This window comes from Thermococcus litoralis DSM 5473, from assembly GCF_000246985.2.
In the GTDB taxonomy this organism is placed as follows: Archaea; Methanobacteriota_B; Thermococci; order Thermococcales; family Thermococcaceae; genus Thermococcus_A; species Thermococcus_A litoralis.
The window spans coordinates 1,587,633-1,606,303 of the sequence record NC_022084.1 but is presented as its reverse complement, the minus strand read 5'-3'; the positions used below and the strand labels follow the sequence as shown (position 1 = coordinate 1,606,303).

Annotated in this window: 17 protein-coding genes, 2 tRNA genes and 1 rRNA gene; 12 read left to right on the top strand and 8 right to left on the bottom strand. The window is 43.0% G+C overall.

What is annotated here, in order from left to right; translation table 11 throughout:
• Window positions 1-137: 137 nt before the first annotated feature.
• On the bottom strand, window positions 138-1,109 hold the full coding sequence (locus OCC_RS08715; RefSeq protein ID WP_004068967.1) for an archaeosine biosynthesis radical SAM protein RaSEA: 972 nt from the start codon (window positions 1,107-1,109) through the stop codon (window positions 138-140).
• Window positions 1,110-1,202: 93 nt separating this feature from the next.
• On the opposite strand from OCC_RS08715, the gene OCC_RS08710 reads away from it, so the two are divergent.
• A complete protein-coding gene (locus tag OCC_RS08710; RefSeq protein ID WP_004068969.1) occupies window positions 1,203-1,769 on the top strand; it encodes a DUF996 domain-containing protein in 567 nt (188 codons plus the stop codon).
• A gap of 2 nt (window positions 1,770-1,771) precedes the next feature.
• Window positions 1,772-2,557 carry a 5'/3'-nucleotidase SurE gene (gene surE / locus OCC_RS08705; protein WP_004068971.1) on the top strand — a complete coding sequence of 262 codons (786 nt, stop codon included), beginning with the start codon at window positions 1,772-1,774 and terminating at the stop codon, window positions 2,555-2,557.
• Window positions 2,558-2,568: 11 nt separating this feature from the next.
• Here the strand turns inward: surE and OCC_RS08700 are convergent.
• Together OCC_RS08700 and rrf are read right to left on the bottom strand one after the other, a co-directional pair.
• Window positions 2,569-2,646, bottom strand: a tRNA-Asp gene (locus tag OCC_RS08700).
• A 9-nt stretch (window positions 2,647-2,655) separates the two neighbouring features.
• Window positions 2,656-2,777 (bottom strand): 5S ribosomal RNA (gene rrf / locus OCC_RS08695).
• 150 nt (window positions 2,778-2,927) lie between these two features.
• On the opposite strand from rrf, the gene OCC_RS08690 reads away from it, so the two are divergent.
• Genes OCC_RS08690 through OCC_RS08680 form a run of 3 tightly spaced genes read left to right on the top strand, consistent with a single transcriptional unit; the run spans window position 2,928 to window position 5,343 of the window.
• Complete coding sequence (locus OCC_RS08690; RefSeq protein WP_004068972.1) at window positions 2,928-3,776, top strand: CBS domain-containing protein; 849 nt, start codon at window positions 2,928-2,930, stop codon at window positions 3,774-3,776.
• The gene (locus OCC_RS08685) at window positions 3,773-4,783 is read left to right on the top strand and encodes a homoserine dehydrogenase (protein ID WP_004068973.1); all 1,011 of its coding nucleotides are present in this window, start codon (window positions 3,773-3,775) and stop codon (window positions 4,781-4,783) included. The genes OCC_RS08690 and OCC_RS08685 overlap by 4 nt, the downstream gene beginning before the upstream one ends.
• Window positions 4,784-4,815: 32 nt before the next feature.
• The gene (locus tag OCC_RS08680; RefSeq protein WP_004068975.1) at window positions 4,816-5,343 is read left to right on the top strand and encodes an ASCH domain-containing protein; all 528 of its coding nucleotides are present in this window, start codon (window positions 4,816-4,818) and stop codon (window positions 5,341-5,343) included.
• A 3-nt stretch (window positions 5,344-5,346) separates the two neighbouring features.
• On the opposite strand, the gene OCC_RS08675 is transcribed toward OCC_RS08680, so the two are convergent.
• Both OCC_RS08675 and OCC_RS08670 read right to left on the bottom strand, forming a co-directional pair.
• Window positions 5,347-5,952 (bottom strand): ZPR1 zinc finger domain-containing protein, encoded by a 606-nt coding sequence (locus OCC_RS08675; protein WP_004068977.1) that lies wholly within the window; start codon window positions 5,950-5,952, stop codon window positions 5,347-5,349.
• A gap of 56 nt (window positions 5,953-6,008) precedes the next feature.
• A complete protein-coding gene (locus tag OCC_RS08670; RefSeq protein ID WP_004068980.1) occupies window positions 6,009-6,398 on the bottom strand; it encodes a cell division protein SepF in 390 nt (129 codons plus the stop codon).
• A 418-nt stretch (window positions 6,399-6,816) separates the two neighbouring features.
• Between OCC_RS08670 and hpkA the strand changes: the two genes are divergently transcribed.
• A complete protein-coding gene (gene hpkA, locus OCC_RS08665) occupies window positions 6,817-7,020 on the top strand; it encodes an archaeal histone HpkA (RefSeq protein ID WP_004068982.1) in 204 nt (67 codons plus the stop codon).
• Window positions 7,021-7,047: 27 nt separating this feature from the next.
• On the opposite strand, the gene OCC_RS08660 is transcribed toward hpkA, so the two are convergent.
• The 3 genes from OCC_RS08660 to OCC_RS08650 are packed head-to-tail and all read right to left on the bottom strand — an operon-like array spanning window position 7,048 to window position 8,814.
• Complete coding sequence (locus tag OCC_RS08660; protein WP_004068984.1) at window positions 7,048-7,563, bottom strand: metallophosphoesterase; 516 nt, start codon at window positions 7,561-7,563, stop codon at window positions 7,048-7,050.
• Between the two features lie 16 nt (window positions 7,564-7,579).
• The gene (locus OCC_RS08655; protein WP_004068985.1) at window positions 7,580-8,500 is read right to left on the bottom strand and encodes a transcription initiation factor IIB; all 921 of its coding nucleotides are present in this window, start codon (window positions 8,498-8,500) and stop codon (window positions 7,580-7,582) included.
• Window positions 8,497-8,814 (bottom strand): Gar1/Naf1 family protein, encoded by a 318-nt coding sequence (locus tag OCC_RS08650; RefSeq protein WP_004068988.1) that lies wholly within the window; start codon window positions 8,812-8,814, stop codon window positions 8,497-8,499. Before OCC_RS08650 ends, OCC_RS08655 begins: the two co-directional genes overlap by 4 nt.
• Window positions 8,815-9,021: 207 nt before the next feature.
• Here OCC_RS08650 and OCC_RS08645 point away from each other — a divergent pair, with 207 nt between their 5' ends.
• The 6 genes from OCC_RS08645 (at window position 9,022) to OCC_RS08620 (ending at window position 18,614) form a co-directional block, all read left to right on the top strand.
• On the top strand, window positions 9,022-10,347 hold the full coding sequence (locus tag OCC_RS08645) for a RuvB-like helicase (protein WP_004068989.1): 1,326 nt from the start codon (window positions 9,022-9,024) through the stop codon (window positions 10,345-10,347).
• A gap of 291 nt (window positions 10,348-10,638) precedes the next feature.
• The gene (locus OCC_RS08640) at window positions 10,639-11,901 is read left to right on the top strand and encodes an ORC1-type DNA replication protein (RefSeq protein WP_004068992.1); all 1,263 of its coding nucleotides are present in this window, start codon (window positions 10,639-10,641) and stop codon (window positions 11,899-11,901) included.
• The gene (locus OCC_RS08635; RefSeq protein ID WP_004068994.1) at window positions 11,894-13,900 is read left to right on the top strand and encodes a DNA-directed DNA polymerase II small subunit; all 2,007 of its coding nucleotides are present in this window, start codon (window positions 11,894-11,896) and stop codon (window positions 13,898-13,900) included. Before OCC_RS08640 ends, OCC_RS08635 begins: the two co-directional genes overlap by 8 nt.
• A gap of 11 nt (window positions 13,901-13,911) precedes the next feature.
• Complete coding sequence (locus OCC_RS08630) at window positions 13,912-17,727, top strand: DNA polymerase II large subunit (RefSeq protein ID WP_004068996.1); 3,816 nt, start codon at window positions 13,912-13,914, stop codon at window positions 17,725-17,727.
• 70 nt (window positions 17,728-17,797) lie between these two features.
• Window positions 17,798-18,484, top strand: coding sequence for an RING finger protein (locus tag OCC_RS08625; protein WP_048874635.1), 687 nt, complete (start codon window positions 17,798-17,800; stop codon window positions 18,482-18,484).
• 54 nt (window positions 18,485-18,538) lie between these two features.
• A tRNA-Gln gene (locus OCC_RS08620) sits at window positions 18,539-18,614 on the top strand.
• Window positions 18,615-18,671 lie beyond the last annotated feature (57 nt).

Here is an 18,671-nt window from a genome sequence, read left to right as displayed (position 1 = left end):
ATGAATAAGTTCAGACTCTAGGTTGCTTTTTTTGAGCAAATGCCTAACAAAAACATCCACATTGTACAGAAATAGCCATCAAACAGCCTTCTCTAGCTTGAAATTTTTGGACCTCGGATTTATATTTGTAAAGTTGATTACCAAGTTTGGAGTTGCCAATCAAGAAACCCCTTGGAAACTATGTATTCCCACTCTCTCAAGCAGTCATGCTCAATGTTCTCAAGGAATTTTAGGTTTTGAGTGTTTGAGAATTCTCTAATCGCCTTTGCCACGGCTTTGTCGCATTTACCACAGTTATGAGGCCCTCTTTTTGAGCCAGCTCCCACCGGGTCACTCAGTATCCTCTTCTCCGGAAAGTTCTCTTTGGCCCACTTCAAAATTTCGACAACGCTCCAAAGCCAAGGCGTCCTGTACTCTCCTTTTTCCCACAGCCTCTCATAGGTTGTTCCCCTTTGTATGTTGGTCACGTTTATGGAAAACGTGTCCGTGTATGGGGCGGCTTTTTTTATGCTCTCCTTTACATCCTCAATTGCATCTCTTTCGCTCAAAAATATCGGCTTAAAGAGTAGATATGTCTTAACGTTGGCTCCAGCTTCCCTAATTATCTCACTCGCCCGTACAAACTCTTCAAAGGTATTCCCCTTGTTTATGCTCACATCTGCAATATCGTCATTTGCGGTCTCCAACCCTATGGCAACTTCGAAGTATTTCCCCCCAATAATTTCAACAAGCTCTCTCACTGTGTCATATCTCACAAGCTCTGACCTGCTCTCCACCACTATCTCCTCAACGTTATCCATCTCGGCCAGAATAGAGAAGATTTGCCTTCTGGTATCCCGCTTTAGCTCACCATTGTCAAAGAAACTCCCGGATGTGAAAATTCTAACAGCTATCGGGCCATTTTTACCCTCAATTTTCTTAAGGGCTTTTTTGAAGTATTTCACAAGCTCCTCTTGACTCCAAGGAACTTTGGGGGCTTCCGCTGGATAAGAGCACATATAACAGGCTTCTCCAATTCTATAGCGATAACAGCCAATAGTTGGGAGAATAACATAAAGTGCGATGCCCTTTTTTCCTGCAACATTGTCTTCGCTTGTCCAAAATGTCATCAATTCTCACCTACCAAAGCTTAGAGAAGGGCTTTTTAAGTTTGATGGAAATTCTCATAATAAGATGAAATCAAAAGGTAGTAGGTGGGGATCATGAGCTTAAAGGAAGCCAGGACTTATGGAAGTATAGGAGCCATCCTTTCCCTTTTAGGAGGCCTTATACCAAGGGTAGGGCTTTTAGTTACAATAACAGGGATGATAATGATACTATTTGCGGTGAAGGAAATCTCCAACGAATTCAAAAGGGAGGACATTTTTAGAAGCTACCTTGTGGCACTTATCCTCCGTTTGGGGGCATTTGTAGTGCTCATAATCGCTGTTTTATTTGGGATCGGGGTTGCAGCGTTCAAGGGGATGCCCTTCAGGGCTATGGAGGAGGGTTTTTGGGCATTAAGACATGTAATTGCAACTTTTCTAGTGGGAGCACTCTTGGCATGGATCCTCTTCCTTCTCGGCTCTTACTACCTTCAAAAGAGCTATGAAGAGATCGCAGCTGAAAGCGGTGTTGACGTATTTAAAACAACCGGTTCCCTGTACTTTCTAGGAGCCATCTTGATAATCGTTTTTGGACTTGGAGTACTTGTCATCTTTGCTGGAAAGATACTGGAAATAGTTGCATACCTTTCCCTTCCAGAAAGGGTTGAAGATGGAGAGGGGTAAAGATGGCAAAGATACTTGTAACAAATGATGACGGAATTCATTCGCGAGGAATAAAAGCTGCTGTAGAGGCACTTCAAGGATTGGGAGAGATCTACGTAGTTGCCCCAATGTTTCAAAGGAGCGCAAGTGGAAGGGCAATGACCATCCACAGACCTCTAAGGGCTAAAAGAATAAGTATGAACGGTGCAAAAGCAGCCTATGCTTTGGATGGAATGCCCGTTGATTGCGTTATCTTTGCCATGGCCAGATTTGGAGATTTCGACCTTGCAATAAGTGGTATAAATCTGGGAGAAAACATGAGCACCGAGATAACGGTTTCCGGGACTGCAAGCGCTGCAATAGAGGCTGCAACCCAGGAGATCCCAAGCATTGCCATAAGCCTAGAAGTTAATAGGGAAAAACACAAATTTGGTGAGGGGGAGGAGATAGACTTCTCAGCTGCCAAGTATTTCCTAAGAAAAATCGCAACGGCGGTTTTAAAGAGAGGCCTCCCCAAAGGAGTCGATATGCTGAACGTTAACGTCCCTTATGATGCAAATGAAAGAACAGAGATAGCCTTTACCCGTTTGGCAAGAAGGATGTATAGGCCTTCTATTGAAGAGCGCATAGACCCAAAGGGGAATCCCTACTACTGGATAGTCGGAACTCAGTGCCCTAAGGAGGCATTAGAACTAGGAACGGATATGTATGTAGTTAAAGTTGAGAGAAAAGTTAGCGTGACTCCAATAAACATCGACATGACAGCAAGAGTGAATTTAAACGAGATTAAAAGACTTTTAGAATTATAGAAAGGAAATTTTGGCGCCCGGGTCGGGATTTGAACCCGAGTCGCGGGAGTGACAGTCCCGCATGATGGGCCTGGCTACACCACCCGGGCAATTTGAGTGGCCGGCGGCGTCCCCGGTTTCCCGCCCCCTCTCGGAGGGCAGTACACCCGGGATCGCTGGCGGGCTTAACTTCCGGGGTCGAAACGAGTCCGGGTGTGACCCCGCCGCTATGACCGCCGTACCACTAACAACTCCCGGCATTGGGTTTATAAATTTTGCGGTAACGCAGAAATCACAATCTCTGCCTCAGAGATGCAAAGTTTAAATACACTTCTTCAAGTGAAAAACTTAAATAGTGAAAAGGCTTCCTACATAAAAGCGGTGATGAAAAATGAAAGTTAAAAGCCTCATGACTCCAGACCCAGTGGTAATTGAACTTCCGGCAACGAGGAATTACGCACTCGATCTTTTCAAAAAACATAGAGTTAGGTCTTTTCCGGTAGTTAAAAAAGGCACAAAGGAGCTTGTTGGTATAGTTAGCATAAAAAGTGTTCTTTTGCACCCTGATGAGGATCAACTCGCAATGCTCGTTAAGAGAGATGTTCCTACCGTACATCCCAATGATACCTTGAAAAAGGCCGTTAAGTTGATGCTTGAATACGACTACAGGCGTGTTGTTGTAGTGGATGATCAAAACCGGGTTGTGGGTATTCTAACGGTGGGAGATATAATAAGAAGGTACCTCTCCAAGAACGAAAAAATGAAGGAGATAGAAATTGAACCCTATTACCAGAGATATGTGAGCGTTGTCTGGAGAGGAACGCCCTTAAAAGCGGCATTAAAGGCACTGCTGCTTTCAAACTCCATGGCTTTGCCCGTAATAGATGATGAAGGAAACCTTATAGGCATCATCGACGAGACAGATCTCCTCAAAGACAGCGAGATTGTGAGAGTCATGAAGAGTGCAGACTTAGCAGCTTCCAGCGAGGAGGAGTGGATATTGGAGAGCCACCCTGTGCTTCTCTTTGAGAAGGCAGAACTTCAGCTTCCCAAAAAGCCAGTAGAAGAAATTATGACAACCGAACTAAAACTTGCAACCCCCCATATGAGTGTTTATGAAGTGGCAAACATAATGACAAGGGAACACATAGAGCAGCTACCAGTTGTCAAAGGGGAAGGAGAAATAATAGGGTTGATTAGAGACATTGACCTCATAAGGGTAATAGTGAAAAAGGCATGAAGGAAATTTCCCTTTCTCTTATTGGTTTTGGAAACGTGGGAACAGGGGTTGCTGAGGTACTTCTCAACAAGCATCAGTATTTCAAAGAGAAATACAACCTCGAGATCAAGGTAGTGAGCATTACCGATTCTACCGCCACAATATGGGACCCCAACGGGATAAACCTAAAAGAGGCTTTGGAAACTAAGGAAAGTTTTGGTTCGCTTAAATTCTGGGGGAATGAGTATGAGGTTTATGAGTTGGGAGCTTATGAAGTGGTTGAAGAAATCGACAGCGATGTGGTGGTTGACGTTACCAACGACAAAAACGCAACAAAATGGCATTTGAAGGCTTTAAAGAATGGAAAGTCCGTTGTAACCTCAAACAAACCACCTGTGGTTTTTAGTTATAGAGAACTCCTCAGGGTCTCGTCTGAAAAAGATGTGCCTTACCTTTTTGAGGCTACAGTAATGGCGGGGACGCCTATAATACACCTCCTTAGGAGTGCTCTACTCGCTGATTCTATAGAAAGGATTTGGGGAGTGCTCAACGGCACAACAACGTTTATCCTAAATGCAGTAGAAGAAGGCATGAGCTTTGAAGAAGCCCTTAAAAAAGCCCAAGAGCTTGGAATAGCAGAAAGAGATCCATCAAACGACATCAAAGGAATTGATGCAGGTTATAAGGGGGTCATTCTGCACAACATAACCTTTTACCCCTTTGATTTCAAAAAAGCTTACATAGAAGGTATAGAGGGAATATCAGAGGAGAAAATCAGGGAGAATTTCAAAAAAGGATCTGTTACAAGGCTTGTTGCCCTTGTGGAAGATGGGAAAGTGGAGATAAAGCCCAGAGAATTACCCATGGACAGTCCCCTAGCCGTTAAAGGTACTTCAAACGTTGCTTTGATAGAGAGCGATCTATTAGGGGAGTTAGTTATTAGGGGAGCCGGGGCAGGGATAAAAGAGACTGCCTCTGGAGTTGTGAGCGACATAATAAGAGCATCCTTAAAAACCAAATATTTATAACTCCCTTCTGGATTTTTTGACTCGGTGAGAGTGTGAAGCATGTAATAGCCCTCCATCAGGTTTATGGGGAGCTGATATTCAGGGGACTTAAGTATCATGAAATAAGGAAAGCCCCTGTTTTTAGGGAAGGGGATACTGTTTTTCTCTATATCGCAAGAGGAGACCTAAGCGTCTTAAGAAGAACTCTGGGAAAGCTCGGCCTTACTGAGGAACAGGTTTTAACCAAAAGAGGGAGCATTGTTGGAGGGTTTGAAGTAGGGGAAGTTATTAAAGCCGATTTTGAGACACTGTGGGAGTTAACTAAGGACACCAGTGGGCTTAGTTTTGTCTATGGCGAAGAAGAGGGCAAAAAATGGCTTAAACAGTATATAAAAGAATACGGCTATGCCTTTACCATAGAAAAGCCGTTTCTTTTTAGGGAACCCCTTACAAGAGAAAAAATGAAGGAGCTTTATGGCATTCACGTAGAGGGAATAATACATCTTTCAAGCAGGACGAGGAAGCCATGGGTTAAAACCCTTCTCGAAGACCTCACCGCGAGAGAAGTTCACTTTATCTAGCCTTCATTCGGTTTCTTCTTCAGGGTAATATACTACGTAAGGCCCTGTGCTGAGTTTTTTGATTTCTTCTTTTGTGAGAAGTCTGCTCTTGACTTTCTCCCCTATTAATGCACTGTTCCCAAAGGGATCCATGATTTTTACTGTTAGGGGTTTTTTGCCCTCTTTCACTTCCTCAATATATGAGAGGAGTTCATCAATCTTTTTTACACTTTCCTCGTCATTTTCCTGGGTTTTAAAGTTCCTGGTCATTAGCAGAGTTTCCCTAGTCCTCTCGAGGACACCTTCTATATTCGTTACAAACCCCTGACTCGCTGGCCCAGGCTCTATTTTAACCCCGATCTCTTCAAGCTCAATAGTCCCACTTTTGCTCCTTACAACCCTTGTAAAGAGATCTTTTTCTTCTTCTACCTTGATACTGTAAAGTTTGGGCTCTTTCTCTTCGAGTATCATTACATCGGCATTTCGATATCCGCACTTCTCGCATATTATCGTAGACTCCATCACCTTACCAAAATATGGAATTTCATGAATGTGATTAAGAGCCTTCAGAGTGTTCTTTCCCCCACATATTGGGCAGTCGCCAAGCCTAACCTCATGTATTTCGCTCATTTCAACTCACCAACGATCAAAAAGAATAGAGGGTTTATAAAGGTTAAAGAAGTCTTTCAACCTTTGTATATTTTAATGTCTGAAGGAGTAATGAGAATCTTAATCTCATGCTTTGCTATTTTTGCCGTCTCTCCACCAAGGGCTTGGGTAATCCCCTTTATCTGTTCAACAACCTTTGCAAGCACTTCAGGTTTTGATTCCAACGGTGTTAAATCGGCGATAATAATGTTACCTGCCTGTATTTCTTCAGAAATCTTCTCCAAATCACTGTAACTGGTAACAACAATCTTCTTGACATATCTAATCTCCGGCTCAACAATCGTTTTCGCTATAACATCCTCTTCCAGAGGGACGACATCAATTTCACGTCTGACATCTCTCTTTCTTCCCGTTCCAAGTTCCTTCTTTGTTTCTTCTTTTTTGATAATCTTGTCAAACAGTCCCATACTTTTCACCCCAAAAACATTCTTGACTAAGTTATTTTTTGGTACTAGGTCTTTATATTTCTTATGGATGGGCTAATTAATAAGTGGCAAAGAGATGGTGTATCAAAAAGTGAAGGTACGTCTTTTGTCAATCGAGAAATTAAAATAAATTAGGTCTTCCAATAGGTGAGCAAAAAATCTTTGTGAGTGCTCTTATGCACAACTTTCCCTACCTGGGTAAGACCTTAAATTTCGCTGATTGTCTATATAGGAAAACATTTTCCAGAGATGGGGTATGTCACCTCTTCCTTAAATAGTTCCTATTTATTTATAAGAAAATGGGGGATGAAAAGGGCGAAAATGGCCGCTTTTATCGAAAGGTTTATATATCTTTAATTCAAAAAATAAGAATGAAGAATTTCCCAAGGAGGTGTTGTGAATGGCTGAGTTGCCAATTGCCCCAATTGACAGATTGATTAGAAAGGCTGGTGCCGAGAGAGTTAGTGAAGAGGCCGCCAAGATACTCGCCGAGTACCTCGAAGAATACGCAGTCGAGCTCGGAAAGAAGGCTGTTGAATTCGCTAGACACGCCGGCAGAAAGACAGTCAAAGCCGAGGACATTAAGCTTGCAATCAAGGCTTGAAAGCCTTTCCCTTTTTTGTCTTTTCTATTATGGGTATTTCCACTGTGTTTCCCACGGCTTGTAGATATCAAATTTGAAATGTTCACCCGTTATCTTGCCAACGAGAAAAGTTGGATCACTCATTCTTGGAACCGTTGGGGAGCCGGGATTAAGGAGATGCACTTTTTTACCCATATACTCATAGCTTTTGTAGAAGAACCTGTGTGTATGACCAAAAATTAGCAAATTAACACCCATTTCGAGGGCTTTGTATTTGAGACTTTGCTCATCCAAGCTGAGAAATTGATGGCCGTGGATGATGCCCACTTTCAGACCTTCGATTTCTAAAACCTTCTCCTCTGGAAAAATTGGCTTGTCTAAGTTTCCCCTAACAATAACTACCGGCGCTATTTCTCTAAAAATATCAAAAAGCTCAGGGGATGTCAAATCCCCAGCGTGGATTATTAGCTCCACCCCTTCTTCCCTAAAAACATCAAAAATTAAATCGGGAAGATAGGAAGTTTTGTCGGGGTAGTGAGTATCGCTAAGTATCCCTATTTTCATTTCTTCCCCCACTTGTTTAAGTGGGGATGCGTATATTAAGTTTGTCCACAAGTTCTTTATACCTGTTCCTTACCGTAACTTCTGTAACTCTCGCAACCTCAGCCACTTCTCTTTGGGTCATTTTCTCCCCTTCAAGAAGGCTCGCTATGTAAATAGCAGCTGCAGCTATTCCTGTCGGACCTTTCCCACTTGTAAGCCCTTTTTCAATTGCCTGATTTAGTATCTTTACCGCCCTTCTTTTTGTCTTTTCACTTATCCCGAGCTGATCTCCAAATCTTATAACGTAATCAATAGGGCTGGTTGGTTTTAGTCGAAGATTGAGCTCCCTAGCCAGATACCTGTAACTCCTCCCAATCTCTTTTTTATCAACTTTTGACACATCCTCTATCTCGTCCAGGGTTCTCGGTGCATTTGCAATCCTACACGCTGCGTAAAGACAAGCGGAAACCATTCCCTCTATGGATCTTCCTCTAACTAGCTTGTTAATGACTGCCTTTCTGTACAAAACCGCCGCAATTTCTCTTATGTTCCTAGGGAGTCCCAGCTGGGAACCCATTCTATCAAGCTCGCTCAAAGCGAACGCGAGATTTCTGTCTATAGCATCGCTTATTCTCATCCTTCTCTGCCACATTCTAAGGCGGTATATCTTTGTTCTAATGCTCCCTGAGATATCGCTCCCGTGGATGTCTTTGTTTCTCCAATCTATATCTGTAGAAAGCCCCTTATCATGAAGCATTACAGTTTCTGGTGCCCCTACTCTAGAACGCTTCTCCCTTTGTCCAGGCTCGAAAGCCCTCCACTCTGGCCCCAAATCCATAATCTCTTCAGCTAAAACATATCCGCAGTTGGAACAAACAATCTCAGCCCTACTTGGGTCATAAATCAAGCTTTCCGAACCACAAATAGGACACCTTTTAATACCTCCAAGTTGAGTCAAAAGCTCTCACCCCCTCTTCTGGGGGGCAGGGCGCTTTTTCTTGACCTTCCCCTTATGCTTTTTACCAGATTTAGAAGGAGCTTTTTTCTGCGCTCATCAACGTATAAAACTTCCCCAACATACCTTTGAGGATCTTTAACACGCGGCTTTACAGCAACATAGGGATAATTAACTGGACCAAAAACATCTTTAACAGTACCAATAAGCTGAAGATTCTTATCTACTACAGGGTCATTTAGTGCAGGTGCAAATGTTGAACGGAGTATCAAGAAACCCTGTTTGGCGTAATGAGAAACCTTGCCTAAACGCTTCATAGCCCCACCCCAATCGAAAACCTTTTAAGTATATTTCTTTTAACCTTTTTAAACTTTTCGCAACACCACGGGAAATAGTAAGATTTTGTAGAAAAGTTTTTAAGCATGAGGTATTTTTCCACTGGAATTTTCGCAACGTTAACCTTTTAAATTCTTGACTATTTTAACTACAAACGGTTTCTAAAGAATTTGGGGGTGAGGGAGGAGATGCCTCTTATTGAAGAAGTTGCAACCCACAGATTTGAAAGAATCGGCAGCCATTCTCACATAAAAGGGCTTGGATTAGATGAAAACGGTAAAGCCAAGTTCATTGCAGACGGAATGGTGGGACAAACAAGGGCAAGGGAAGCAGCAGGGATTGCCGTTAAACTCATAAAGAAAGGAAAATTAGCAGGTAAAGGAATCCTCCTTGCAGGACCAACAGGAAGTGGAAAAACTGCAATTGCAATGGGCATCGCGAGAGAACTTGGAGAGGATGTGCCTTTTGTTCAGATCTCTGGAAGCGAGATATACTCCGCTGAGATTAAAAAGACCGAATTCCTAAAGCAGGCTTTGAGAAGGGCAATTGGAGTTAGAATAAGCGAGGAGAGAAAGGTTTACGAAGGAAAGGTAGAGAAAATACAGATCAATAAGACGAAACATCCCTTCAACCCCTATGTGGAAATCCCAGAATCCGTTGTGATTACCCTAAAAACCAAAGACGATGAAAAGACAATCAGGGCTGGGAGGGAGATAGCATACCAACTTTTAGAGATGGGAGTAGAAGAGGGAGATGTCATCCAAATAGATGCCGAAACTGGTAGGATTTCAAAACTGGGAACCACAAAGGAAGAGGAAGGGCTGTTCTTTAAGAAAAAGACCGAAATGCCGAGCGGGCCTGTGCTCAAGATTAAGGAATTCACGTATACAGTAACTCTCCACGATTTAGACCTCGTAAACAGTCGTGCTGGCGGGATATTCAGCCTCTTCTTCGGAGGAGGTCTTGAGATTACAGACGAGATAAGAGAAAAAGTTGATGAAACCGTGAAACAGTGGATAGAGGAAGGAAAGGCAATTCTAGTGCCAGGAGTTCTCTTCATAGACGAATGCCACATGCTCGACATAGAGGCATTTTCCTTCTTAGCTAGGGCCATGGAAAATGAGCTGGCACCCATCCTAATCCTAGCAACCAACAGGGGCATCACAAAGATAAGGGGAACTGACTTGGAGTCACCCCATGGAATACCAATAGACATGCTCGACAGACTGCTGATAATTAACACCGAACCCTACAAAAAGGAAGAAGTCAAGGAAATCGTAAAGATAAGAGCCAGAGAAGAAGGCATAGAAATTTCAGAGGAAGCTCTGGAGTATCTGGCAGAACTCGGAGAAAAGACAAGTTTAAGATATGCAGTTCAGCTTTTAGCCCCTGCAAGCATCTTGGCTGGTGGTAAGAAGGTGGAAAAAGATCACATTGAGAAAGCAAGACAATATTTCGCCGATATAAAGAGAAGCACAGAATACGTCCAAAATCTTGAAGGAATGCTCCGCTAAGCTTTTTTTATTTATAAACTTATTTTGAGTCTAAATGCTTTTAAAGACCCCGTGAATTTTAGTCATAAATTTGCTCAACAAAGCATATATACCCCTGATTACAACCTATGAAATGCCTTCCTCTGGATCATCTGCTTCCAGTGGAAACCTTTTAAAAGGTGTTAAAATTATACTGAATTAAAATGAAGAATGCAAAAAATGAGCACAACTTTGTGCTATAATAACTAACAAAAACCAAAAAATTGGTCAAATTGTCAAGAATTGGATAGATTTCCAATGGAGGGACGAGGAATGTTACAGGAAGGACAGACCAACCTAAGATCACTTTTTGAAAAATATCTCCACACACAGCGAATCTTCAAAAACAAGGATGTTTTGAGACATAGTTACACCCCCCGAGAACTTCCACACAGGAGAGAGCAGATAGAAACTCTCGTTCACATATTGGTTCCCGTCTTAAGGGGGGAGACACCTTCAAACATCTTTGTGTATGGGAAGACCGGAACTGGAAAAACGGTCACCGTTAGGTACGTAACTGAGGATTTGATGAGGATATCCCAAAAGTACAATGTTCCAGTAGATGTTATTTATCTCAACTGTGAGATTGTTGATACCCAGTATAGGGTTCTAGCGAACATAGTTAACCATTTCAAGGAAGAAAGTGGTGTAGAGGTTCCTCTTGTAGGATGGCCTACTGATGAGGTCTATGCGCAGTTAAAAAAAGTGCTGGACATGAGAGAGCGCTTTGTGATAATAGTCTTAGATGAGATAGACAAGCTTGTCAAGAAAAGCGGCGATGACATTCTATATTCTCTAACAAGAATAAACACGGAGCTTAAAAAAGCAAAGGTGAGCATAATAGGTATCTCAAACGACCTGAGGTTCAAGGAGTACCTCGATCCAAGAGTTCTCTCAAGTTTAAGCGAAGAGGAAGTCGTTTTTCCGCCATATGATGCTAATCAACTAAGGGATATACTTATGCAGAGAGCTCAAGAAGCTTTTTATGACGGTGTTTTAGATGAGGCAGTCGTTCCTCTCTGTGCTGCTTTGGCAGCGAGGGAACATGGAGATGCAAGAAGGGCTCTTGATCTGCTGAGAGTGAGTGGGGAAATAGCTGAGAGAGAAATGGCACCAAAGGTTACTGAAAAGCACGTATGGAAGGCCCAAGAAAAGATAGAGCAGGACACCATGGAGGAGGTAATTAAAACACTTCCCTTACATTCAAAGATCCTGCTTTATGCAATAGTCCTCCTCGACGAAAACGGGGAGTTACCGGCAAATACGGGTGATGTCTACTCCGTCTATAAAGATCTCTGTGATTACCTCGACCTTGAACCTCTAACTCAAAGGAGAATAAGCGATTTGATAAACGAGCTGGATATGCTCGGCATCATCAATGCTAAGGTCGTCAGCAAGGGTAGATACGGAAGAACAAAAGAGATAAGGCTCAACATAACACCCTATAAAGTTAAAAACATCTACCGCTTTGAAGAGACATTGAGGCCATTAATATCAGTAAGCATGCTTAAGCAGAGGAGGTTGTTCTATGGATGAGCTCGTGAGGGGCTTGATGTCAAACAACTATCTAATAACTCCCCCCGCATATTTTCTTTTGTCTGAACACTACAACAAAGATTTTACTCTCCCGGAGCTCATAAAATTTGCAAAGGCAAAAGGGACCTTCATAATAGATGAGATCATTGCAGAGGAGTTTTTGGAAGCTAAGGAAATTATAACAAAACCAAAACACTTAGAGAAGTTCATGACAGGTAAAAAACCAGAAGAACAAAGCCCGGAAGAATCTGAAGAAGGGCAAACGCTAGAAATCTCGGAAGCTGAAGAAGCTCCAACTTTTGTAAGTGAAGCTATAAGTGAAGTGGTTAAAGAAGCTGAGAAGCTCGAAATTCCAGAAAGCCAAGAGCAGCATTTAACCTCTGAAGTTGCCGAAGAGCCCTCAATGGGGGAAATAGAGGAGACGAGTGAAGAAGCCGTAAGCGAACTTGTGGAAGAGGTGGAGACACTCGAAGAGGATAAAGAAGCTGTAGAAGAATTTGCGGGGGAAGAAGAGACAGAAGAATCTTTTGAGACCAATGGAGAAGAGAATGGAGAAAATGGAGAGGTTAAAAGAAAGGTTATTTTCGATGAGTATGGTGTTCCACTTGTAGCTGAGGAAGAGTTACCTGAAGAAGAAAAGAAAACTTATTCTGTTTATGCCGATTTTAAGGTTTCTCCGAGAGAGGGATTTGAATTCATTGCCAAAGATATAGAAGCAGACTTTAAGGTTAAATTTGATGTGAGAAACGTTAAGCTCAAGCCACCAAAGGCTAAAAACGGAACAACTAAGGAAGGAGAGGTCATTGTTAAGGTTTACGAGAACTACTTCAAAAGCAGGCTGAAAAAGATGAGAAAAATACTTCGTGAAAATCCCGAAGTTTCTGGTGTTATTGATATAGGGAAACTCAGCTACATAAACCCCGAAGGGGATGTAACGATCATAGGGCTCGTAAACTCAAAAAGAGAGACAAGAAACGGATACATGTTTGAGGTTGAGGACTTAACCGGGATAATAAAAGTCTTCATAGGAAGAGATAAAGAGGACTACAAAAAAGCCTTTGAAATAATGCCCGACAGTGTAGTGGCTTTCAAGGGGAGGTACTCAAAAAGAGGGATATTTTTTGCGGAAAACATTTACCTCCCAGATGTCCCGCTGTACAAAAAGGAGAAACCACCTCTCGAAGAAAAGGTGTATGCTGTTCTGATAAGTGACATACACGTAGGAAGCAACAAGTTCTGTGAGAAGGCATTCATGAAGTTTTTGGAGTGGTTAAACGGCAATGTAAACACAAAGACTGAAGAGGAGATAGTTAGCAGGATAAAATACATGATAATAGCCGGTGATGTAGTTGATGGAATTGGCATATATCCAGGCCAATACAACGAACTAAGCATACCGGATATTTTTGATCAATACGAGGCTCTCGCCAATTTACTCTCCAACGTCCCCGAGCATATAACTATGTTCATAGGCCCAGGAAACCACGATGCTGCAAGAACTGCTTTGCCACAACCAGAATTTTATAGAGAATATGCAAAACCCCTCTATGACCTTAAGAATGCTGTCATAATAAGCAACCCTGCCGTTATAGATTTACACGGAAGAGAGTTTCTCATTGTTCACGGAAGAGGAATAGAGGACGTTGTTAGTTATGTTCCAAATATGAGCCACCATCAGCCTGTGAAGCCCATGGTGCAACTCTTGAAATTAAGGCACTTGGCCCCAACTTTTGGAGGAAAAGTGCCCATCGCCCCAGACCCAGAGGATTTGCTTGTCATAGAGAGTGTCCCAGATTTAGTTCAGATGGGTCATGTTCACGTTTTGGATTATCAGATATACAGGGGAGTTTTCTTGATAAACTCGGCAACTTGGCAAGCCCAAACGGAGTTTCAGAAGATGGTCAATATCGTCCCAACTCCCGCTAGAGTCCCAATCATAGATGTGGAGACCGCTAAGCTAAGAATGATAGTTGACTTTAGTAAGTGGTGTGACGTCTGAGGTGAAATAATATGGAGCTTTACAGTGAGGATATGAAAAAATACTTCGAATCCCTCCAAAGGGAGATTGACAAGGCTTATGAAATAGCCAAACAAGCTAGAGCTCAAGGAAAAGATCCCGTAAGAGACATCGAAGTTCCCCAAGCAACCGATATGGCGGGAAGAGTTGAGAGTCTTGTGGGTCCAAGGGGAGTTGCTGAGAGAATAAGAGAGCTCGTAAAGGAATATGGAAAAGAACTGGCCGCCCTCAAAGTTGTTGATGAAATAATAGAGGGAAAATTCGGAAAGTTTGAGAGCAAAGAGAAGCTTGCCGATCAATCTGTGAGAACTGCCTTGGCAATTCTAACTGAAGGTATTGTCTCCGCTCCGCTCGAAGGAATAGCCGATGTTAAAATAAAGAAAAATTCAGATGGAACTAATTACCTAGCAATTTATTATGCTGGACCAATTAGAAGTAGCGGAGGAACGGCACAGGCTTTGAGTGTTCTTGTTGGAGATTACGTGAGAAGGAAGCTTGGCCTTGATAGGTTTAAGCCAACTGAAGAGCACGTGGAGAGATATGTTGAAGAGGTAGACCTCTACCATAGAGCTGTTACAAGACTCCAATATCATCCCTCACCAGATGAGGTTCGTTTAGCTGTTAGAAACATTCCAATAGAAATAACTGGAGAAGCAACCGATGACGTAGAGGTAAGCCACAGAAACGTTCCAGGAGTTGAAACAAATCACCTAAGAGGAGGAGCGATCCTAGTTTTGGCAGAGGGAGTTCTTCAAAAGGCAAAGAAGCTTGTAAAGTATATAGACAAAATGGGCATTGAGGGATGGGAATGGCTAAAGGAGTTCGTTGAGGCAAAGGAAAAAGGCGGCAAAGAGGAAGAGAAAGGGAAAGAAGAAAAAGAAGAGAAAACAGAAGAAAAGACCACAGTAAAAGTTGAGAAAGGCTTCTACTACGAGCTTTATGAGAAGTTCAGAGCAAATATAGCCCCAAATCCAAAGTATACAAAAGAGATAATAGGTGGAAGGCCTCTCTTTGCTGAACCATCAAGAAATGGTGGCTTCAGGCTTCGCTATGGAAGGAGCAGAGTGAGTGGATTTGCAACGTGGAGCATAAATCCAGCGGTTATGATAATGGTAGATGAATTCTTGGCTGTAGGAACCCAAATGAAGACCGAAAGGCCAGGAAAAGGTGCAATTGTAACCCCAGCAAGCACCATTGAAGGCCCTATTGTAAAGTTAAAAGACGGAAGTGTTGTGAGGGTTGATGACTACTACAAAGCGCTTGAGCTGAAAGACCAAGTCGAGGAGATTCTATATCTCGGAGATGCCCTCATAGCATTTGGAGACTTTGTGGAGAACAATCAAACACTTTTACCTGCCAACTATGTTGAGGAGTGGTGGATTCAAGAACTTGTGGAGGCAGTAAACAAAGTTTATGAGCTTGACCTCAAGCCCTTCCAAGAAAACGAGCGGGAAATTGTAGAGGAAGCTGCAGATTACCTCGACTTAGACCCAGAATTCCTTGCAAAGCTTCTTCACGATCCGGTCAAGGTAAAGCCTTCAATTGAAGATGCTATACACCTCTCGCGCATTCTCAAGATACCCCTCCACCCATACTACACCCTCTACTGGAATACCTTGGAGGTTGAGGAGCTTATCTCTCTCCAAAACGCCCTTGTAAATGCCAACATAGAGTGGGGAGAGTATAGAGGGTTCAAATACGCAAAGAGAGTTGAAATTCCCCTCCAGTCTCTAGGAAAAGCTAAGAGATATCTGGAGCTTCTTGGGGTCGAGCATAAAGTCTCTGAAGGCTTTGTTATAATTGATTACCCATGGTCCGCCGCGCTACTAACTCCTTTGGCAAATTTAGAGAAGAAAATTGAATTCAAAGAATTCCACACTCCCATAGACCTGATAAACGAGATAAGTGACGTTAAGCTTAGGGATAGGGGAATCAGCTGGATAGGGGCAAGAATGGGAAGACCAGAAAAGGCGAAAGAAAGAAAAATGAAGCCCCCTGTCCACGTTCTTTTCCCGATAGGATTAGCGGGAGGAAGTTCGAGAGATATTTACAAAGCTGCCCAAGAAGGAAAAACGGCGGAAGTTGAGATAGCGCACTTCAAATGCACCAGCTGTGGCCATGTAGATATCTACCCCACATGTCCCAAATGCGGAAGCGAGGCTAAGCTACTCTACCACTGTCCCAAATGCGGCTTTGAATCAACAATCGACACAGAATGCCCAAAATGTGGTATAGAAATGAAAGCCTACCGCAAGAGAAGAATAAATCCCTCAGAACTATTAAACAACGCTATGCAAAATGTTGGAGTTTACACCCTTGACAGGCTCAAAGGCGTAATGGGTATGAGCTCCGCCCATAAGATAGCAGAACCTCTCGAAAAAGGAATACTAAGGGCAAGAAACGACGTCTACGTCTTTAAAGACGGCACAATAAGGTTTGACGCCACGGATGCGCCAATAACCCACTTCAAACCCAAGGAAATAGGGGTAAGCGTTGAGAAGCTAAGGGAGCTCGGTTATACACACGATTTTGAGGGCAAGCCCCTTGTAAGCGATGAACAAATAGTTGAGCTCAAGGTTCAGGATATAATCCTCTCAAAAGAGGCTGGAAACTACCTTGTCAAGGTTGCTAAGTTTGTTGATGATTTGCTCGAAAAGTTCTACGGACTGCCGAGGTTCTACAACGTTGAGAAGATGGAAGATCTAATAGGACATCTCGTGATTGGTTTAGCCCCTCACACTTCAGCCGGAATTATTGGACGGATTATTGGGTTTGTTGACGCTCTTGTAGGCTATGCTCACCCGTATTATCACGCTGCAAAGAGGAGGAACTGCGACGGCGACGAGGACGCAGTTATGCTCCTCCTCGATGCTCTGCTCAACTTCTCGCGCTATTACTTGCCAGAGAAGCGCGGTGGAAAGATGGACGCTCCGCTGGTAGTTACAACTCGCTTAGACCCAAGGGAAGTTGATAGCGAAGTTCACAACATGGATGTTGCTAGATATTATCCATTAGAGTTCTACAGGGCAACTTACGAGCTCAAATCTCCAAAAGAGCTCGTTGGGGTCATTGAGAGGGTAGAAGATCGCCTGGGCAAGCCAGAAATGTACGAAGGGCTGAAGTTCACCCACGACACCGACGACATCGCCTTAGGTCCAAAAATGAGCCTCTACAAGCAGTTGGGCGATATGGAAGACAAAGTTAGCAGGCAGTTGGCTCTAGCGGAACGTATTAGAGCGGTAAACGAACATCACGTCGCTGAAACTATAATAAACTCCCATATAGTGCCGGATTTAAGAGGAAACCTGAGGAGCTTTACAAGGCAAGAGTTTAGGTGTGTGAAATGCAACACCAAATACCGGAGACCACCTCTGAGTGGAAAATGTCCAAAATGTGGGGGCAAGATAGTGCTCACAGTGTCAAAGGGAGCAATTGAGAAATACCTCCCAACTGCGAAGATGCTGGTTACTCATTATAACGTTATAGATTACACAAGACAGAGGATCTGCCTAACGGAGAAGGACATAAAGGCGCTTTTCCAAAATGTATTCCCAGAGACCCAACGAACCCTCCTTGCCCTTGGAGCTGACATTTGTGAGAGAATGATAGCGGAAAGAACGGGAAAGGTAATAAAGAAGAATGGATATCTCGATGAGCTAAAAGAAAACGGTAAATTAAACAACTCCAAAAAGGAAGAGAACAAAAAGGAAAAAGCTGCAAAACAAGAAAGAAAAGAGGAAAAAGAAAAGCCCAAGCTCAAGAAAAAGACCAAGAAGGTCATTAGCCTTGAGGAGTTTTTCGGCAGCTAATTATCCATTATTTTTTCAATGTCTAGACAAAAAGGATAAATACTTCAAGTGACAATATCTTTTGAGAAAGATGAAATTAGTGCCTAGTGTGGCTTACCTTAGAATCCAGCGGCAGTTTTATGTGGGTTATTCGATGGCATTAGCCGGATGGATAGGGGAGCATCTGGTTATTCGTAAGGCCCTTCCGAAGCCTTCTTTTGTTGACAGGGCTTTGAAAAAGCTTGGCTTTTCTCTCGTGGGTGAAGACATTGGTGATGATGAATATTCCTATTTCTTTAAGAGAAAAGATATAGGAATTTCTGCATTTTTTGAACCCTCAAACGACCTGCTGTTTCTTCAGATATATCCCCTCAAAAAGAGGCTTTCCTCTGGTGTGAGCGTAAGGGCCCAGTACATAGAGTTCTACGACCAGTTCGTTGTTTCAATCGAGCCCGCACAAAAGCTTCCGCCTGGAATACGAAGTCTGGGCATTAACCCCTTTATCCTTGAGGACTACTACCCGGTATCAACCCCCTATTGGGGAATGGTGCACGAGGACTGGGAAAACGACTTAAAGATGCTGGTTATGAGAGATGAGATATTCGAAGAGCTCGAGAGAAATGAGTACCGCTGTCCAATTTGCTTTTCTGAGCTGAGTGTGGAGGATGGTTATTTGAAATGCCACACCTGCGGATTCCTATATACGGCTGAAAGCGAGTTTGAGAATGTCATATCAAAGTTCTCATTGGGCATTGGGGAGGAAGAGATTATCTTCTAGCTGTTCTCCTGCAGTAAAATTTATAAATGCATCCATAAAGTAGTGATTGGGCGCAGCCCCGTGGTGTAGCGGCCAAGCATGCGGGACTTTGGATCCCGCGACCGGGGTTCGAATCCCCGCGGGGCTACCAAATCCAGGGCTCCAGACCAAATCTTTTTTTAAAACAATTATCGCAAGAAGTTTTCCT

Excerpts from the sequence above, each read along its gene's own strand:
- OCC_RS08715 (WP_004068967.1), bottom strand. The coding sequence starts at position 1,109 with ATGACATTTTGGACAAGCGAAGACAATGTTGCAGGAAAAAAGGGCATC.
- OCC_RS08710 (WP_004068969.1), top strand. The coding sequence starts at position 1,203 with ATGAGCTTAAAGGAAGCCAGGACTTATGGAAGTATAGGAGCCATCCTT.
- surE (WP_004068971.1), top strand. The coding sequence starts at position 1,772 with ATGGCAAAGATACTTGTAACAAATGATGACGGAATTCATTCGCGAGGA.
- OCC_RS08690 (WP_004068972.1), top strand. The coding sequence starts at position 2,928 with ATGAAAGTTAAAAGCCTCATGACTCCAGACCCAGTGGTAATTGAACTT.
- OCC_RS08685 (WP_004068973.1), top strand. The coding sequence starts at position 3,773 with ATGAAGGAAATTTCCCTTTCTCTTATTGGTTTTGGAAACGTGGGAACA.
- OCC_RS08675 (WP_004068977.1), bottom strand. The coding sequence starts at position 5,952 with ATGAGCGAAATACATGAGGTTAGGCTTGGCGACTGCCCAATATGTGGG.
- OCC_RS08670 (WP_004068980.1), bottom strand. The coding sequence starts at position 6,398 with ATGGGACTGTTTGACAAGATTATCAAAAAAGAAGAAACAAAGAAGGAA.
- hpkA (WP_004068982.1), top strand. The coding sequence starts at position 6,817 with ATGGCTGAGTTGCCAATTGCCCCAATTGACAGATTGATTAGAAAGGCT.
- OCC_RS08660 (WP_004068984.1), bottom strand. The coding sequence starts at position 7,563 with ATGAAAATAGGGATACTTAGCGATACTCACTACCCCGACAAAACTTCC.
- OCC_RS08650 (WP_004068988.1), bottom strand. The coding sequence starts at position 8,814 with ATGAAGCGTTTAGGCAAGGTTTCTCATTACGCCAAACAGGGTTTCTTG.
- OCC_RS08645 (WP_004068989.1), top strand. The coding sequence starts at position 9,022 with ATGCCTCTTATTGAAGAAGTTGCAACCCACAGATTTGAAAGAATCGGC.
- OCC_RS08640 (WP_004068992.1), top strand. The coding sequence starts at position 10,639 with ATGTTACAGGAAGGACAGACCAACCTAAGATCACTTTTTGAAAAATAT.
- OCC_RS08635 (WP_004068994.1), top strand. The coding sequence starts at position 11,894 with ATGGATGAGCTCGTGAGGGGCTTGATGTCAAACAACTATCTAATAACT.
- OCC_RS08630 (WP_004068996.1), top strand. The coding sequence starts at position 13,912 with ATGGAGCTTTACAGTGAGGATATGAAAAAATACTTCGAATCCCTCCAA.
- OCC_RS08625 (WP_048874635.1), top strand. The coding sequence starts at position 17,798 with ATGAAATTAGTGCCTAGTGTGGCTTACCTTAGAATCCAGCGGCAGTTT.